Here is a 16,478-nt window from a genome sequence, read left to right on the forward strand (position 1 = left end):
GTTGCTCCTCAATACATTCACTAAAAATCAATCCAGTAGATAAGGCCCATACCAGGGGAAACTGATCACCACCAGCACGAACACGCTCACGACCCAGAAGGCGATGCGCTGCTTGCGCAGGTTGGCGGGCCGGGCGCAGGGTGCGTCCACGGCGCAGGCCTGGGGGACGAGATACAGTTTGCGAAAGGCCAACCCCAGAAAGATCAGAGTCAGGCCGATGAAAATGGGCCGGTAGGGTTCCAGGGCGCTGAGATTACCGATCCACGAGCCGCTGATGCCCAGCATCAGCAATACTAAGGGGCCGATACAACAGGTGGAGGCGGCGATGGCGGCGATAACGCCGCCGACCAGGGTGCCCTTGCCGGCCCCGCTGCTCACCGGCTTGGCCCGCCCTTCGGCCGCATCCGTCTGCGCGGCCGTCTGAGAATGAGTCATGGCAAACTCCTTAGAAAAACCGTTGATGGGGGAATTCTAGACTCCGTACCTTACAACGGAGTCAAGCGGCATTTCGTTTTTTCCTTCCCGCCGCCACCTCCGCAAAATTCCGGGCAAACGGGCTTGACCTGGAGTTGACTCCAAGGTTTAGACTTTCCCGCAATGAAAGCATGGGAGCACGAAATGAAACCATACCTGTGGCACACCCTGCCCGGCGCGGTGGCGGCGGCCGCGCTGCTAGCCCTCGGCAACAACGCCGCCCTGGCCCACGACCCCGTCTTCGGCATCGGCCCCCACGTGCTGTACAAGGGCGGGGTCGAGACCGCTGTCCATCAGCACCGGGAAAAAGCCGGGGAAGAGACGGAAAATGAACTGGCTTTGGAATTGGTCTACGGGGTTACCGGCGACTGGGCGGCGGGCGTGGAGCTGCCCTACGCCAGCAAGGAGGAAGGGCCGGAATCGTCCAGCGGTCCGGCGGATATCAAACTGTTCACCAAATACCGCTTCTGGCGCGAGGACTCGCTGGGCCTGCAGGAATCGGCCGCGGTGCTGCTGGCGGTGAATATGGACAACGGCGACGAAACGCAAAGCCCACCCCTGGGTAACGGTGCCACGGATTATCTGGCCGGACTCACTTACGGCTATGAAGGACTTGAATGGTACCGTTGGGCCAGTGCGCGTTACCTGCGCCCCGGTGAGAACGATGCTGGTTTACAGATGAGCGACAAATGGCAGGTGGACTTTGTGGGCGGCTGGCGCCCCACGCCGCCTGAATACCGCAGGCCCGACACCGTCTGGCTGCTTGAACTCAATGGCGAGTTCGCGGAGAAAGCCACGTTGAACGGCAACACCCTCGCCAACAGCGGCGGCAGCGAGTGGTTCCTCTCCCCCGGCATTTTCTGGACCTATCGCAACTTCGCCATTAAGGCCGGTGTACAGATTCCCATCGCCAGCGACCTGAACGGTACGCAGGACGAATCTGATTACCGCGCCAGCGCCAGTTTCGAGTGGCACTTGTAACCTATGATTTTATTTTAGGAGCACACACCATGAAGCATCTCGTTCAACTTATTGCCGCCACCGCCCTGCTCTGGGCGGGCCTCGCACTCGCCGCCGGCACCCAATACGACTTGCGCGTGGACGGCCTCGCCTGCCCCTTCTGCGCCTACGGCATCGAGAAGAAATTCCTCAAGACCGAAGGCGTCGAATCGGTGGACATCGACCTCAAAAACGGCCTGGTGATCGTGAAAACCGCCGGAGGCAAGACCTTTACCGAGAATGAATTGAAGACCATCATCAACGACGCCGGCTTCACGATGAAGAGCATGACAGAGAAACCCTTATGAACCAGATTCGATGGTTGTCAGTGGGTGTGGCCGTGACCATCCTTACTGCACTCAGCACTGGCTGCTCCATCTGGTCGCCCTCGCCACAAGAATCGCCCTACGAGCTCATCAAGACCTGGGGTGGCAAAGGCACCGAACCCGGCCGGTTCAACGAACCCACCGGCATCGCCGTATTTGGCAACGAGGTCTTCGTCAGCGACTCGCGCAACGCCCGCATCCAGGTGTTCGATCTCGACGGCAATTTCAAACGCGCCTTCGGCGAGGCGGGCGAGGCACCCGGGCAACTGGGCCGCCCCATGAATTTGAGCGTTGCCCGCGGCGAGCTTTACGTAGCGGATTACTTCAACGACTGGATACAGGTCTACTCGTTGGACGGCCGCTTCCTGCGCGAAATCGGCCAGGCGGGCAGCGGCCCGGGCGAATTCGACGCCCCCGGGGGCGTGGCTGTTGCGGACAACGGCGATATATACGTGGCGGACTTTTACAACCAGCGTGTGCAACGACTGCGTGCCGACGGCCGGTTCATCCGCCAATGGGGCGTGACCCGCGAGACCGGCGTGTTCGGCGGCAAGCTCGGCTATCCCACTGACGTGGCCGTGGCCGCGGATGGAACCTTGTATGTCGCCGACGGCTACAACGACCGCGTGCTGGCCTACGGACCTGATGGCGATTTGATGACGAAATGGGGCGGGCCCTTTGCCATGAATATCCACGGCCCGTGGAACGGCTGGTTCGCCACCGTCACCGGCATCGCCGTGGGACCAAAAGGCAATATATATGTGGCCGACTTCTATAACGACCGGGTGCAAAAATTTATCCCGGACGGGGAATTTCTCAACACCTTCGGCATCCCCGGCGACGGGACAACGCATACCGCCATTGCTGTGGCGGTTACCGACGACGGCAACGTGTTCGTGGCCGACTACGCCAACCATCAAGTCCAGATGTGGAGACCGGATGAGCAAGACCGTTAACATCGAAATCTTCACCGCGCCCAACTGCAATAGATGCGGCCGCGCCGTGAGCCTGGTGCAGTCTCTGGCGCAAGAGCCCGGCAATGACTGGATAGCGTGGCGCCGGGTGGACGTGGTCGCCGAACTGGATTACGCCGTGGCCATGGGCGTGCGCGCCACGCCCGCCATCGCCATTGACGGCAAGCTGATGTTTACTGCGCGGCCTACACACGACAAACTGTATCTAACATTGCAACAACACTTGAGTGAATCATGACCCAACGCATCAGCGACATCACCCGGCAGCTCGGCCTTTCCGCCGACACCCTGCGCTATTACGAAAAAATCGGCCTATTGCCCAAGGTCAAGCGCACAGCCTCGGGTATCCGTGCCTACAACGACAAGGACATCTCCCGGCTCAAGTTCATCCAGCGCGCGCAGAGGATGAACTTCTCCCTGGCCGAGATCAAAGACCTATTGCAGATGCGCGAAGATCCACAACACGCGCGCACCGAAGTGCGTGAGCTTACCCACCGCAAGTTGGCAGACATCGAAAACCACCTGCAAGACCTCACCACCCTGCGCAATGAACTTACCCTGCTGGTCAATCTCTGCGCCGCCAGTGACAACGGCTGCCCGATTATTGAAGGTATTGAAGACAGTGAATGAGCCTGTACACCTTTATCTCGCGGTCTCCACCGGCAAGCCTGCCTGTTTCCACTCGGGATAGCCATCCTGCAAACGCCTGACCCGGAAGCCTTTCCCGCGTAACAATTTCACGGCCTCGAAAGCGAGTACACAGTAGGGGCCACGGCAGTAAGCGACAATCTCACACTGCGGATCGAACTCGCTGAGATGTTTTTTCAATTCTTTCAAGGGAACATTGACCGCACCGGGCAAGTGGCCGGCGGCGTATTCGGCTGGAGGACGAACGTCCAATACGGTGACTGAACCCTCTTTTGCCCGTTGCATCAATTCATCACGGGGTATCGGTTCCATGCTGTCTTTGCTGGTGAGATAGGTGCCGACCAACTGATCCACCTCGGCCAGATGCCGTTCGGCCACGTTTCTCAAGCTGCCGACCAGTTCGTTCACATCCTCGCCATTTAGACGGTAGAAGACACGCTGACCCTCTTTGCGCGTCGTCACCATCCCGGCATGGCGCAACTGCTGCAGGTGATGGGAGGTATTGGCCACACTCAGCCCCATCACCTTGGCGAGATCCTCCACCGAATATTCGCACTGGGCCAGAAACTCCAGCATCTCCAGCCGGTTGCCACTGCTCATCGCTTTGGCAACCTGGGCGAACTGCCCGAACAGGGCTTTTTTGAACGCACTCATACTTCTACCGTCCATTAAACGTACATCAATAATATTCAAACCATTGCTTGAATACAAGGATAGGGTACGCTACAGTATTATTCAAGTAATTATTTGAATATTGTATGGAGCGGCATTAGATGACTTTCCCGGAATTTATTACCCAGCATGAGGTGACCATTCGCCTGAGCTTCTTTTTCGGCGTCTTTGCCCTGATGGCGCTGTGGGAGATCGTTGCGCCACGCCGGGTGTTGACCGTCTCCAAGGCGGTGCGTTGGATCAACAACCTGGGGCTGGTCTTCTTCAACAGCATCGTCCTGCGCCTGATCTTCCCTGCCGCCGCGGTGGGCATGGCCGTCTTTACCGCTGAAAACGGCTGGGGCCTGCTCAACCATTTCCAGATCTCCTTCCCGCTGGCCGTGATGATCTCGGTGGTGGCCATGGACTTCGTCATCTATTTGCAACACGTGCTGGTGCACGCTGTACCTACCCTGTGGCGGCTGCACCGGGTACACCATGCCGACCTGGATTACGACGTCACCACCGGGGCGCGCTTCCATCCCATCGAGATCATCCTATCCATGCTCATCAAATTCGCCACCATCGTGGTGCTTGGCCCGCCGATAGCCGCAGTGGTGATCTTCGAGGTGGTGCTGAACGCCATGGCCATGTTCAATCACGGTAACGTGCGCCTGCCGCTGGCGCTGGACCGGGTATTGCGGCTCATCGTCGTCACCCCGGACATGCACCGCGTACATCACTCGGTGGAAGACAACGAAGCCAACAGCAACTTCGGTTTCAATCTTTCCATTTGGGACCGAATCTTCGGGACCTATATCGATCAGCCCCGCGACGGCCATGTAGGAATGACCATCGGTATCCATCAATACCGCGCCGCTAAACAGGTGAGCTGGCTGCCAGGCATGCTGGCCCTGCCCTTCATCGGCAAGATCTCAGGTTATGCCATCAATCGCCGCGAGTGGAGCAAGCCCGATGAACAATAAGATTGCGCGCATCCTCCTGCTTGCGCTCGTCATCGCGGGGATCACTCTTGCCGTGATCTACCGCGAGTCCTTCGACACCATGGCACTGGAAGCCTGGGTGAAGGATGCCGGCGCCGCCGGCCCAATCCTGTTCATGCTTATATACGCCCTGGGTACGGTGTTCTTCCTGCCCGGTTCGGTGCTCACCCTCGCTGGTGGCGCGCTGTTCGGGCCGGTATTGGGCACCTTCTACAATCTCACCGGTGCCACTATCGGCGCCACGCTCGCCTTTCTGGTGGCGCGTTACTTGGCATCGAACTGGGTGGAACACAAAGCCGGCGGTAGGCTGAAACAACTCAAGGAAGGCGTCGAGGGCGAAGGTTGGCGTTTTGTGGCCTTCGTGCGCCTGGTGCCGTTGTTCCCCTTCAATCTGCTCAATTACGCCCTGGGCCTGACGCGCATCAAGCTGCCCCACTACCTCATTGCCAGCTACCTGTGCATGTTGCCCGGCGCCATGGCCTACACGTATCTGGGCTATGCCGGGCGCGAGGCCGTGGCCGGTGGCAGCGGCGTGATCCAGAAGGGCCTGCTGGCCCTCGCCCTGCTTGCGCTGGTTGCTTTTCTGCCGCGCCTCATCGGCCGTCTGCGGCAAAAACCGATGTTGAGCATCCCGGAACTCAAACAACGTCTGGATGCGGCTGAGGACCTCCTGGTGCTCGATGTGCGCAGTGCGGAAGACTTTGCAGGCGAACAGGGTCATATCGCCAGGGCCACCAACATCCCCCTGGAAGCGTTGCCGGATCGACTCGCTGAGCTGGGTGATTACGAAGAACGGCCCATCGTCCTCGTCTGCCGCACCGACCGCCGTTCCAGCCAGGCGGCGCAACTGCTGGCACGACAGGGTTTCGCCGATGTGCATGTCGCCAGGGGCGGCATGACAACTTGGCTCAGCAATGGTTTTCCTATCGAACGATAAAGGAGGCCAGCCATGAAGATACTCATCATCCTCAACGACGCGCCGTATGGCAGCGAGCGCAGTTACAACGCCTTGCGCCTGGCCAAGAGCCTGACCAAGCGCGATCCAGCCGAACTGACCCTGTTCCTGATGGCCGATGCCGTCACCTGCGCCAGGCAAGGACAAAAGCCACCCTCCGGTTATTACAACATCGAACTGATGCTCAAGGCGGTACTCCGCCACGAGAACAGCCGTGCCTTGCTGTGCGGCACCTGCATGGACGCGCGTGGCCTGACGGACGAGGAACTCATCGATGGCGCGCAGCGCAGCGACATGGAGGCGCTATCCACCGCCACCTGCGACGCCGACAAGGTGCTGGTGTTTTAACGGACTGATGATAAAGGAGACACGGATATGTTTCACGACATGGGTGACTGGGGTTGGGGCATGGGCTTCGGCTGGATCTTTATGATTCTATTCTGGGCACTGTGGACTTCCCCCGATTCAGTAGACGGTTATGATCTTCCACTATTTGCCTGCTCGAAATCAACCGGGAAGAGTATGAACAAAAGAAACACGATCTAAAACAGTGATGACTGAAATGATGTAAACACATTCGGCAGATTTTTTTCAGGAGAAGAAAAATGAACGCCCAAGGTAAAACCATCCTTATTCTCGGCGGCGGCATCGGCGGTGTAGTCGCCGCTAGCCTGCTACGTAAAAAACTGCCGCGCGAACATCGCGTGGTGCTTATCGAGCGGGAGGCAAACCATGTGTTCGCACCTTCGTTTCTCTGGCTCATGACTGGTCTGCGCACGCCGGAGAAGATCAGCCGTCCCCTGGCCAAATTGGACAAGCTCGGCATAGAACGCATTCAGGGCGAGATCGAAAACATCGATCCTGCGAAAAAAACGGTGACGGTGGGTGGGCAGGAGTTCAAGTGCGATTACCTGGTGCTTGCCCTGGGCGCCGAGCTGGCGCCGGACACCATTCCCGGTCTGGCCGAGGCGGGTCACAACCTCTACTCACTGAAGGGTGCGGAAGCACTGCGTGAAGCACGTCTCCAATTGCGTGAAGGTCGCTTGGTGGTACTGGTGAGCGGCGTGCCGTTCAAGTGTCCGGCGGCACCCTACGAGGCCGCCATGCTACTGGAGTACGATTGCCGCAAGCGCAAGGTTCGTGAGCAGTTACGGATCGATCTATTTACACCAGAGCCGGGGCCGATGGGTGTCGCCGGCCCGGAGGTCTCTACCCAGGTACGACAAATGGTCGAATCCAAGGGCATCGATTATCACCCGGAGCATACCGTCACTCAGGTGAATCCAGAGGCAAAACAGATTCAGTTTACCAACGGCGCAATAGCGGATTTTGATCTATTAGCCTACGTGCCGCCCCATCGCGCATCGCAGGTTGTTCGTGACGCCGGATTGACCGGCGAATCAGGCTGGGTACCGGTTGATCGCTCGACCTTGGCGACGAAATTCCCCGGCATCTACGCCATCGGTGATGTCACCGGCATCATGCTGTCGATGGGCAAACCGCTGCCCAAGGCCGGCGTCTTCGCCCATGGTGAGGCCGAGGTAGTGGCCAATAACCTGATCCACGAAATCACCGGTAAAGGAAACCCTAAAGTCTTCAATGGTCATGGTGAGTGTTTTTTGGAGAGCGGCGATGGTAAAGCCGGTTTTGGCAGTGGTAATTTCTTCGCCGAGCCCGCCCCGCAAGTGAAGCTGCGTCAACCCAGCCGCACCCTGCACCTGGGCAAGGTGGCCTTCGAGAAGTACTGGTTGTTTGAATGGTTTTAAGGAAATGATCATGAACCTACGCCGCCTGACTGAATTCTCCCTCGACCGCCCCAGGACGGTGATCGGCCTGACCCTGCTGATCACCGTCTTGTTCCTGTTGCAGTTTCCCAAGATCACCATCGACACCGATCCGGAGAACATGCTGGAAGCCAACCAGCCCGACCGTGTCCTTTACGACCGTGTCAAAAAGGAGTTTGGCATCCACGATCTGATCGTGGTGGGCATCGTCGACGACCAGGGTATTTTTCGCACCGAGGCCCTGGAGAGTGTCAAGCGCACCATCAATGCCATCGTCAAGATCAAGGGCGTGATCATCGAAGATGTGGTGAGTCTTACCACTACGGACAACGTGAAATCGGCGGGCGGATTGCTGGACATCCATCCGGTAATGCGGGAATCACCACGCTCCGAAGAGGCCATTGCCCAAATGCGCCGCGACATCGCCGACAACCCCTTCTTGCACGAAAAGATTGCGTCAGGTGACGGCAGCGCGCTGGCCCTCTACGTACCGATCCGGGAAAAGGCCTTGAGCTTCCAGATTGCAGGTGAAATCGAAGCGGTGCTGCAACAAGAGCTGCTGCCAGGGCAACACTACCATCTGGCCGGACTGCCGGTGGCCGAGGACACCTTCGGCCATGAGATGTTCGTACAAATGGCGGTGGTGGCACCGCTGGCCTTCATGGTGATCCTGTTGCTGGTGTTCTTGCTATTCCGTCAGGGGCCGTTCCTGCTGCCCATCGGCCTCGACGCCATGTTCGCCGTCATTTGGACTATGGGTTTGTTGATCGGCAGCGGCTATACAGTACACATCATGAGCTCCATGATTCCGGTCTTTCTCATGCCTATCGCCATCCTCGACGATGTGCATGTGCTGAGCGAGTTCTTCGACCGCTATCGGCAAGTGGGCGATAAACGCCGCGCCCTGCTGGAGGCGATGGAACCACTCTACCGTCCCATGCTGCTGACCTCGCTCACCTCGGCGGTGGGCTTCGCCTCCCTGGCCCTGGCTGCCATCCCCCCGGTGCAGGTCTTTGGCCTGTTCGTCGCTTTTGGCATCATGGCTGCCTGGCTGTTTTCCATGACCATGGTGCCTGCCATCATCAGCCTGATGAGTGACGAACGTTTAAAGAAGGCCTTGCCGCGTGAACAGGAAGAGCACTCCCGGCTCGACCGCTTGCTGGCACCGATTCGGCATATAGCCTTTTCCCATCACCGCACTGTGCTCATCATTAGCCTAGTGGTGATCGCCGTGGGTATTGCTGGAGTGACGCGCATCCAGGTCAATGACAACCCGGTCAACTGGTTCAAGGAAGGCCATCCCATGCGGGTGGCCGATACGGTGATGAACCGTCTCTTTGGCGGTACCTACATGGCCTATGTTGTGGTGGAAAGTGATGAACCCGAGGCCATCAAACAGCCGCAGACCGTGGCCTGGATTGACCGTTTGCAGGCCCATCTCGAAGACGATCCCCTGGTGGGTAAGACCTCCTCGGTGGCTGACATCGTCAAGCGCATCAACTTCGTTCTCCACGATAACGCACCTGAGTGGAACCGCATCCCGGACACCGCCGATGCGGTTGGCCAGTTCCTGTTTCTGTTCCAGTCCTCCGGTGACCCCAACGACCTGGACAACTTCGTCGACCGCGAGGCGCGCCAGGCCACCGTCTGGGTGCAGATGAAGGGCGGCGACAACCAGCAGATGGAGGTCATCGAGAACCATCTGCAAACCTTTACAGCCAGTGACCCACCTCCGACAGGCATCAACGTCAAATGGTCGGGGCTGACCTATATCAACAAGGTCTGGCAGGACCTGATGGTAAGCGGCATGCTCAAAGCCATCCTCGGCAGCTTCGTGGTGGTGTTCGTAGTCATGGTGATCGCCTTCCGCTCACTGGGTCTGGGATTGCTGGCCATGACGCCGCTGACGGTGGCAATCCTGCTCTCTTATGGCCTGATCGGCTGGTTGGGCAAGGACTACGACATGCCCATCGCCGTCTGTTCATCGCTGGCCCTGGGGATGGGCATCGACTTCGCCATCCACTACTTGATGCGCTTTCGCGCCCACTATCGGCAAAGCGGCGACCTGGAAGAGACACACCGTTACATGTGCGGTGAACCGGGGCGCGCTATTCTGCGCAATGCGATTGTGATCTCCCTCGGTTTCCTGCCGTTGGTGGCTTCCACCCTGTTGCCCTATGTGACCGTGGGAAGCTTCTTCGCCCTGCTGATGCTGTTCAGCACCCTCGCCACCCTGTTTTTATTGCCGGCGGCTTTACACTTATTGGGTCCACGTCTGCTCACCGGAGGTAAGTAATGAAACATTTGTTCCTGAACGTCATCCTGCTGCTGTTTTCCAGCTCCGCTTTTTCCCAAACCATGAGTGCTGAGCAGATCATCGAACAGTCACAACGCGCCTTCTACTACGCCGCCGGGGATATGCAGGCAAAAGTCACCATGCAACTCATCGACGCTGACGGCGGCACGCGCAAGCGGGTGATGACCATGCTCAGGCGCGACACCGTAGAAGGCGGCGAGCAGAAGTATTTCATCTATTTCCACGAACCGGGGGACGTGCGGCGCATGACCTTCATGGTGTGGAAGGACCCGGTGAAGGAGGACCAGCGCTGGATCTTCATCCCCGCCGTCGACCTGGTGCGGCGCATCGCCGCCGATGACAAGCGCTCCAGTTTCGTCGGTTCGGACTTCACCTACGAGGATGTCTCGGGCCGCGATGTGGCCGACGACAATCACACCCTGTTGCGCGAAGAGACCCTGGACAACAGGGAGGCCTATGTTATCGAGAGCATTCCCAACGAGGTGGTGGAATACACCAGGCGCATCTCATGGATCGACAAGCAGACCCTGCTGCCGCTGAAAGAGAGCTATTACGATGCCCAGGATGAGCTCTACCGGGTCTTCACCGCCGACAAGATCGAAGCAATTAACGGCTGGCCGACAGTGACACAACGCAGCATGAAAAACCTCAAGACCGGCCACCGCACCGAGGTGATGTTCGACAGGATCTCCTACGATCTGGGGCTTGATGATAAGGACTTCAGTGAACGACGCATGCGCCGCCCGCCACGGGCGTGGATAGAGTAGGACCATGATGGCAGTGTGGGACCACTCAATTTTTGCTCTAGCCATGGTTCTGCTGCTGACAGCATCGCCAGGCCAGGCCGCCGATGTAGAGACCCACGGCTTCCTGCTGCTCAATTACAGTGGCCGCATGACGGATGACCGACCGGCACAGAGCGACAGCGATTTTTTGCTCGGCGAGGAGCGCTTACGCCTGGATGTCTCGGTTTGGGCGGATGAGATAGAGGCATCCGCCCGCTTCAAGGGCGACCTGTTTCACGATTCTGTGGACGATGAAACTGAACTGGATATGCGCGAGGCCTATGTCGATTATGCAACGGATAAAGTCGACCTGCGCCTGGGCAGGCAGATCGCCACCTGGGGCGTGGGCGACCTGCTGTTCATCAACGATGTCTTTCCCAAGAACTGGGTGTCGTTCTTCTCCGGCCGGCCACTGGAATATCTGAAAATCGGGGTGGATGGCGCGCGGCTCCGTTTTAGCGGTGAAATGATCAATGCGGATGTTATACTCATCCCGTTCTTCACTCCCGATACCCTTCCCACCCCGGCACGCTTTTTTCTCTACGACCCACTAGCCCCGGTTACCACTCGCAGCGAAACCAAGCCTGCCTCGACCTACGATAATAGTGAGTTGGCCCTGCGGCTCTACCGCCGCGCCCGTGACTTCGACGTGGCAGCCTATCTCTACAAAGGTTTCTGGCGCTCGCCGGGCATGCGGCCTGATGACTTCACCGCACCGACACAGATCGAGCTGTTTTATCCGGAACTGTACGTCTACGGCGCCAGCGCCCAGGGCAACGCCTTCGGCGGGGTGCTGAGCCTGGAGGTGGGCTATTACGACTCACGAGATGACCGCGACGGCAACGATCCTACTATCGCCAACTCCCAATCGCGTTTTCTGATCGGCTATCAGCGCCAGCTCAAACAGGACCTCACTCTCGGCCTGCAGTACTACACGGAGATCATGCGGGACTATGATCAATACAAACAAACGTTACCAGCTGGCTTTGCCGTGCAGCGCCGTTCCCGCGACACTGTCACCCTGCGATTAGAACAGCTGCTGCGGCATCAGACCCTGCGGCTGAGTCTGTTCACCTTCTACAGTCCGGCAGATGATGATTATCTGATTCAGCCGAAAATGAGCTATCAATTTTCTGACGAGTTGTCTGCAACACTGGGAGCAAATTTCTTTGGCGGAAACAAAAAGACCACTTTCCTCGGTCAGTTCGATAAGAACGACAATATCTACCTCTCAGTCCGCTTCGATTTCTGACAGGAGGAGTGATGGCAAACTGTTGTGAAGACAAAGCCTGCGAACTCGACGCCTTGGGCAAGCGCCAGCGGCATGTGCTGCAGATTGTGCTGGTGATTAATGCGCTCATGTTTTTTGTTGAGTCAGGTGCCGGTCTCATTGCCCGTTCGACTGCTCTGCTGGCCGATTCGCTGGATATGCTCGGCGATGCTCTGGTCTATGGATTCAGCCTATGGGTGATCACTCGGGACCAGCGCTGGCGAGCGATCGCCGCCTTGCTGAAAGGCTTGATTATGGCGGCCTTTGGAATCGTAGTACTCCTGGAGGTACTTGATAAGCTGTTCGAGCCGGTGCTCCCAATAGCGCCGGTCATCGGCACAGTGGGATTCATAGCGCTCGCCGCTAATAGCGTCTGTTTGGTTCTGCTACTGCGCCACCGTCATGACGACATCAACATGCGTTCAACCTGGTTATGCTCGCGCAATGACATCATCGCTAACGTTTCAGTATTGGCGGCGGCGGGCGGCGTGGCGGTGTCAGGGTCGATGTGGCCGGATGTGATTGTCGGTCTGGGTATCGCGCTGCTGTTTCTGCACTCTGCCATCCATGTGCTGAAACAGTCGGTCATAGAACTACAGGTTCGGCATGATTAGGCCAAGAGCGGGGATGAAGAAGCGGACCGTCATACTTATTCTCCTCTTGACGATCTTCATCCTATTTCTCGGTTGGCGCTTCGTGCGCCCCATGAACATCTTCGTAGTATCACCTTCATTTGAACGGCCCATTGATACCAGCAACGCACCAACTATGTTTCAAACGCTGAGCGCGCAAGAATGCGCCGCCTGTCACCGTGAATTCTATGACGAATGGGCCACCACGATTCACAGCCAGGCCTGGACCGACCCTTACTTTCAGGTCGACTGGCGTTTCGAGGACAAACCGCAGGTCTGCAAGAACTGCCATATCCCGCTGGACCGTCAGCAGGAACACCAGGTGCTCGGTTTTCGTGACAGCGAAAAATGGGACCCGATACTGGCGCCCAATCCGGATTTCGATGCCGAACTTCAGCATGAGGGCGTGACATGCAATGTGTGCCACCTGCGCGACGGCAAGATTCTCGGCGTCTATGGTGATAGCAACGCGCCGCATCCGGTGGAAAGGATCGACAACCCCAACCGGGTATGTGTGCGCTGCCATGTGGTGTCCGGCGAGCGCTGGGACACCTTCTTCAAGTTCCCGCCCTGTGGAACGGTGGCGGAAATCCAGACAAACCAGGGCAAGCAATGCGTTAAAGACGTGGATAATCTGACGACGGACACCATTGCCGCATTGGGCTGTGTGGACTGCCATATGCCTTTGCTGCAACGTCCGCTGGTTACCGGCGGCAAGGTACGCGCAACACGGCGGCATTTATGGCGCGGCGGCCATGAGCCGGCGATGGTGAAACAGGCCTTGACCATCTCCTTTGAGGAAACCGCCGGCGTTGCCGCCGGCGAACACCGCTTTGAGTTGGCCATCACCAACAGCGGCGCCGCGCATTATGTGCCCACCGGCACGCCCGACCGCCATTTGACAGTGCAGTTACGCCTGCTCGATGCAAAGGGCAAGGTGCTGAAAGAGGAAGATCACCTGCTCAAGCGCACTGTCATGTGGCGGCCATTCATCATCGATCTTTGGGACACCCGCCTGCCTCACGGCGAGCAACGAAGTTATCACCTGGCGTTTCCAGACCAGCAACAGGCCGTCGCCGTCGAGGCGGTGGTGCGCTATCACCTGTTGGACGAGAAGCGCCGCCAACGCATCGGCTATGAGAACAAGGAGCCCATCGCCTATGACGTATTCAGGCAACGCCTGCCCGTGACCGAAGTCAATCTATGATCAACAAAGGGGGAAAAATGAAACTGCCCATCTACCTCGACTACAACGCCACCACCCCGGTTGATCCCCAGGTGGCGGATTCTATCGAACCTTATCTGCACCAGCACTTCGGTAACCCTTCGTCCACCCATGTCTACGGCCGCCGAGCCCATGAGGCGGTGGAGCAAGCCCGGCAACGGGTGGCGGAGTTGATCGGCGCGCAAACCACCGAGATCGTCTTCACCGGCTGCGCCACCGAGGCCAACAACCTGGCGATCCGTGGGGTGGCCCGCGCCTTGCGTCACAAGGGTCGGCACCTGATCACCAGTGCGGTGGAGCATCCCTCGGTGGCCCAGCCCTTCAGCTACCTGCAACAAGAGGGCTGGAAGGTGACCGTAATTCCAGTCGACGGTCACGGCCGGGTGAATCCCGCTGACGTGGCCAATGCCTTGCGGGATGACACGGTACTGGTCTCCATCATGCACGCCAACAACGAAGTGGGCACCATCCAACCCATCGAGGAGATCGCCGCCATCACCCGCCCGCGTGGCATCGTGCTGCATACGGATGCCGCCCAGTCCATGGGCAAGATCCCTGTCTTCGTTAATGATTTGGGTGTTGATCTACTGACTATCGCGGGACACAAATTCTATGCCACCAAAGGTGTCGGTACCCTCTATGTGCGTAAGGGCACGCCGATCCAGCCTGTCCTGGTTGGCGCGGGCCATGAACATGGCCTGCGACCGGGCACCGAGAACGTACCCGCCATTGTCGGCCTGGGTGAAGCGGCCCGTCTGGCGACCGAGCGTGGAGCGAATGAGATGCTGCATCTGCGTGAAATACGCGATACGCTACACAGACAGCTTGCAGAGGCCGTTCCCGACCTCCTGTTGAACGGCCATCCTGAGCAGCGCCTACCCAACACCCTCAACCTCTCTTTTCCCAATGTGGACGGCCGGGAACTGCTGGCCGATGCCGCGAACGACGTGGCCGCCTCGGTGGGCTCAGCCTGTCACGAGGAGGGCGAGGCAGTAAGCGGCGTACTAGGGGCGATGGGGATAACACCCGAGCGAGCGCGCGGCGCCGTGCGGCTCTCTCTGGGAATGCAAACCACTGAAGAAGAAATCGGCCAAGCCGCCAAGGCGCTAATCACTGTGTGGCAGGATAGCGCGAAGCTCCGGTGACTCAACTCATGAGGAGGTTCATTGACCCGGCAGCCTACGAGGCCTGGTATCGTACACCGCGAGGTGCCTGGATCGGCCGGGCCGAGTTCACGCTGTTAATGAGACTGCTGCGCCCGACATCCGGCGACACGCTGCTGGATGTGGGTTGTGGCACGGGGTATTTTTCGCGGCGATTCGCCGACTCAGGTCTGCATGTCACCGGCATCGATCCAGACGCAGCCATGCTGGCATTCGCCAACTCGCGCAGTGCAAACGTTCAGTATATGCAAGCATCAGCGTTGCGCCTCCCTTTCAGGGATCATGCCTTCGATTACGCAAGTGCGATCACCAGTTTGTGTTTTATCGAACCACCGACGCTGGCCATTGCGGAGATGCAGCGCGTCTCCCGCCACGCAGTCGTGCTGGGATTACTCAATCGTCACAGTCTGCTGTATTACGCCAAACATGATCAGGGTGGGTACAAGGGCGCGCGCTGGGACGGCACCAGAGACGTGCGACAATGGCTTGAGCCTTTCGCCCCAACCGTGGAAACTGAAATCCGCAGCGCCATTTTCCTGCCCGGCGGCAATCTGTTCTCTCGCACAATAGAACGGTGCTTGCCGACCCGTCTCCCTTACGGAGGTTTTCTTGCAGTGAAAATCCAGCGCCGGTTATGACGGCTACCCCAAAACAAATCACAATATACTAGCCAGGGTTTGTTGTTTATTTAGCGGTTGTTTATTTAACTTGCCCGCCGCATGGACGATAGATAGAATCAGCTTATGATTAGAAATCCGTTATTCCGCCGATTCGTCACTGCAACTGTGATGGTGCTGGGGCTGTTTACGCAGTTCCAGATGGCGTTCGCCTGTGAGTTGATGGATGGCAAGGTGCAGTATGTCTGCTGTTGCGACGAGCCGGGATCCATGGGTTGTGCCATGGGCGGTGGTTGTCATGATTCGCAGGATACGCAGACGCAGAACTGCTGTGCAGTCTCATACGAGCCGATGCCCAATGCTACGGCGATCGCCCCAGAATCCCATTCACTGCAGGTATTGTTGCTCGACGCCCCCCAGCCACCGCCCATACCTGTTTCGTTCGATATTCCGGAGTTTTCTCCGGCCAATCACGCCCTTCGTTTTACCCACGCCTTAGCTCCTCATGTTGCAGGCACAGACACGTACCTGCTGACCAACCGCTTCCGCATCTGATCACACCTTCGTTCGCCCTTTAGGGCGTTTTGTCGCGTTTGGGTTCGCACCCTGGCGCTTGCCGTGCTGCGCGCGTCTCGTGGCCCGGACTTGTAAGCA

At 58.2% G+C, this 16,478-nt stretch carries 19 protein-coding genes; 17 read left to right on the forward strand and 2 right to left on the reverse strand.

Annotation, left to right across the window (positions count from 1 at the left end; translation table 11 throughout):
* Positions 1–27 precede the first annotated feature (27 nt).
* Complete coding sequence (locus Tel_11540; protein ALP54844.1) at positions 28–378, reverse strand: mercury transporter MerT; 351 nt, start codon at positions 376–378, stop codon at positions 28–30.
* A gap of 240 nt (positions 379–618) precedes the next feature.
* On the opposite strand from Tel_11540, the gene Tel_11545 reads away from it, so the two are divergent.
* Genes Tel_11545 through Tel_11565 form a run of 5 tightly spaced genes read left to right on the forward strand, consistent with a single transcriptional unit; the run spans position 619 to position 3,403 of the window.
* Positions 619–1,455, forward strand: a complete 837-nt coding sequence (locus tag Tel_11545; GenBank protein ID ALP53719.1) for a hypothetical protein — start codon at positions 619–621, stop codon at positions 1,453–1,455.
* A gap of 29 nt (positions 1,456–1,484) precedes the next feature.
* A complete protein-coding gene (locus Tel_11550; protein ID ALP53720.1) occupies positions 1,485–1,781 on the forward strand; it encodes a hypothetical protein in 297 nt (98 codons plus the stop codon).
* Entirely contained in the window at positions 1,778–2,755 is a 978-nt protein-coding gene (locus Tel_11555; protein ALP53721.1) for a hypothetical protein, read from the forward strand. Before Tel_11550 ends, Tel_11555 begins: the two co-directional genes overlap by 4 nt.
* Positions 2,739–3,011 carry a hypothetical protein gene (locus tag Tel_11560; GenBank protein ALP53722.1) on the forward strand — a complete coding sequence of 91 codons (273 nt, stop codon included), beginning with the start codon at positions 2,739–2,741 and terminating at the stop codon, positions 3,009–3,011. Before Tel_11555 ends, Tel_11560 begins: the two co-directional genes overlap by 17 nt.
* The gene (locus Tel_11565; protein ID ALP53723.1) at positions 3,008–3,403 is read left to right on the forward strand and encodes a MerR family transcriptional regulator; all 396 of its coding nucleotides are present in this window, start codon (positions 3,008–3,010) and stop codon (positions 3,401–3,403) included. Before Tel_11560 ends, Tel_11565 begins: the two co-directional genes overlap by 4 nt.
* 12 nt (positions 3,404–3,415) lie before the next feature.
* On the opposite strand, the gene Tel_11570 is transcribed toward Tel_11565, so the two are convergent.
* A complete protein-coding gene (locus tag Tel_11570; GenBank protein ID ALP53724.1) occupies positions 3,416–4,075 on the reverse strand; it encodes an ArsR family transcriptional regulator in 660 nt (219 codons plus the stop codon).
* A gap of 119 nt (positions 4,076–4,194) precedes the next feature.
* Between Tel_11570 and Tel_11575 the strand changes: the two genes are divergently transcribed.
* The 12 genes from Tel_11575 (at position 4,195) to Tel_11630 (ending at position 16,379) form a co-directional block, all read left to right on the forward strand.
* Positions 4,195–5,058 carry a fatty acid hydroxylase gene (locus Tel_11575; GenBank protein ID ALP53725.1) on the forward strand — a complete coding sequence of 288 codons (864 nt, stop codon included), beginning with the start codon at positions 4,195–4,197 and terminating at the stop codon, positions 5,056–5,058.
* Positions 5,048–6,013, forward strand: a complete 966-nt coding sequence (locus Tel_11580; protein ID ALP53726.1) for a sulfurtransferase — start codon at positions 5,048–5,050, stop codon at positions 6,011–6,013. Before Tel_11575 ends, Tel_11580 begins: the two co-directional genes overlap by 11 nt.
* A gap of 12 nt (positions 6,014–6,025) precedes the next feature.
* On the forward strand, positions 6,026–6,379 hold the full coding sequence (locus tag Tel_11585; protein ALP53727.1) for a hypothetical protein: 354 nt from the start codon (positions 6,026–6,028) through the stop codon (positions 6,377–6,379).
* 257 nt (positions 6,380–6,636) lie between these two features.
* On the forward strand, positions 6,637–7,797 hold the full coding sequence (locus Tel_11590) for a pyridine nucleotide-disulfide oxidoreductase (GenBank protein ID ALP53728.1): 1,161 nt from the start codon (positions 6,637–6,639) through the stop codon (positions 7,795–7,797).
* Positions 7,798–7,801: 4 nt separating this feature from the next.
* A complete protein-coding gene (locus tag Tel_11595) occupies positions 7,802–10,111 on the forward strand; it encodes a hypothetical protein (GenBank protein ALP53729.1) in 2,310 nt (769 codons plus the stop codon).
* On the forward strand, positions 10,111–10,899 hold the full coding sequence (locus tag Tel_11600) for a hypothetical protein (GenBank protein ALP53730.1): 789 nt from the start codon (positions 10,111–10,113) through the stop codon (positions 10,897–10,899). Before Tel_11595 ends, Tel_11600 begins: the two co-directional genes overlap by 1 nt.
* Before the next feature lie 43 nt (positions 10,900–10,942).
* Complete coding sequence (locus tag Tel_11605) at positions 10,943–12,169, forward strand: hypothetical protein (GenBank protein ID ALP53731.1); 1,227 nt, start codon at positions 10,943–10,945, stop codon at positions 12,167–12,169.
* An 11-nt stretch (positions 12,170–12,180) separates the two neighbouring features.
* Entirely contained in the window at positions 12,181–12,801 is a 621-nt protein-coding gene (locus tag Tel_11610; protein ALP53732.1) for a cation transporter, read from the forward strand.
* A gap of 154 nt (positions 12,802–12,955) precedes the next feature.
* Entirely contained in the window at positions 12,956–14,026 is a 1,071-nt protein-coding gene (locus tag Tel_11615) for a hypothetical protein (GenBank protein ID ALP53733.1), read from the forward strand.
* A 17-nt stretch (positions 14,027–14,043) separates the two neighbouring features.
* On the forward strand, positions 14,044–15,189 hold the full coding sequence (locus tag Tel_11620) for a cysteine desulfurase NifS (GenBank protein ALP54845.1): 1,146 nt from the start codon (positions 14,044–14,046) through the stop codon (positions 15,187–15,189).
* Positions 15,190–15,197: 8 nt separating this feature from the next.
* Positions 15,198–15,845 carry a hypothetical protein gene (locus Tel_11625; protein ALP53734.1) on the forward strand — a complete coding sequence of 216 codons (648 nt, stop codon included), beginning with the start codon at positions 15,198–15,200 and terminating at the stop codon, positions 15,843–15,845.
* Between the two features lie 105 nt (positions 15,846–15,950).
* Positions 15,951–16,379: a hypothetical protein gene (locus Tel_11630; GenBank protein ALP53735.1), complete on the forward strand. Its 429-nt coding sequence runs from the start codon at positions 15,951–15,953 to the stop codon at positions 16,377–16,379.
* Positions 16,380–16,478: the final 99 nt, after the last annotated feature.

The organism is Candidatus Tenderia electrophaga (genome assembly GCA_001447805.1).
GTDB classification, from domain to species: Bacteria; Pseudomonadota; Gammaproteobacteria; order Tenderiales; family Tenderiaceae; genus Tenderia; species Tenderia electrophaga.

Bases quoted from the DNA above. Each gene is read 5' to 3' on its own strand.
- Tel_11555 (ALP53721.1), top strand. From the start codon at position 1,778: ATGAACCAGATTCGATGGTTGTCAGTGGGTGTGGCCGTGACCATCCTT.
- Tel_11625 (ALP53734.1), top strand. From the start codon at position 15,198: ATGAGGAGGTTCATTGACCCGGCAGCCTACGAGGCCTGGTATCGTACA.
- Tel_11590 (ALP53728.1), top strand. From the start codon at position 6,637: ATGAACGCCCAAGGTAAAACCATCCTTATTCTCGGCGGCGGCATCGGC.
- Tel_11570 (ALP53724.1), bottom strand. From the start codon at position 4,075: ATGAGTGCGTTCAAAAAAGCCCTGTTCGGGCAGTTCGCCCAGGTTGCC.
- Tel_11620 (ALP54845.1), top strand. From the start codon at position 14,044: ATGAAACTGCCCATCTACCTCGACTACAACGCCACCACCCCGGTTGAT.
- Tel_11550 (ALP53720.1), top strand. From the start codon at position 1,485: ATGAAGCATCTCGTTCAACTTATTGCCGCCACCGCCCTGCTCTGGGCG.
- Tel_11605 (ALP53731.1), top strand. From the start codon at position 10,943: ATGGTTCTGCTGCTGACAGCATCGCCAGGCCAGGCCGCCGATGTAGAG.
- Tel_11595 (ALP53729.1), top strand. From the start codon at position 7,802: ATGATCATGAACCTACGCCGCCTGACTGAATTCTCCCTCGACCGCCCC.
- Tel_11575 (ALP53725.1), top strand. From the start codon at position 4,195: ATGACTTTCCCGGAATTTATTACCCAGCATGAGGTGACCATTCGCCTG.
- Tel_11615 (ALP53733.1), top strand. From the start codon at position 12,956: ATGTTTCAAACGCTGAGCGCGCAAGAATGCGCCGCCTGTCACCGTGAA.
- Tel_11600 (ALP53730.1), top strand. From the start codon at position 10,111: ATGAAACATTTGTTCCTGAACGTCATCCTGCTGCTGTTTTCCAGCTCC.
- Tel_11585 (ALP53727.1), top strand. From the start codon at position 6,026: ATGAAGATACTCATCATCCTCAACGACGCGCCGTATGGCAGCGAGCGC.
- Tel_11630 (ALP53735.1), top strand. From the start codon at position 15,951: ATGATTAGAAATCCGTTATTCCGCCGATTCGTCACTGCAACTGTGATG.
- Tel_11565 (ALP53723.1), top strand. From the start codon at position 3,008: ATGACCCAACGCATCAGCGACATCACCCGGCAGCTCGGCCTTTCCGCC.
- Tel_11610 (ALP53732.1), top strand. From the start codon at position 12,181: ATGGCAAACTGTTGTGAAGACAAAGCCTGCGAACTCGACGCCTTGGGC.
- Tel_11560 (ALP53722.1), top strand. From the start codon at position 2,739: ATGAGCAAGACCGTTAACATCGAAATCTTCACCGCGCCCAACTGCAAT.
- Tel_11580 (ALP53726.1), top strand. From the start codon at position 5,048: ATGAACAATAAGATTGCGCGCATCCTCCTGCTTGCGCTCGTCATCGCG.
- Tel_11545 (ALP53719.1), top strand. From the start codon at position 619: ATGAAACCATACCTGTGGCACACCCTGCCCGGCGCGGTGGCGGCGGCC.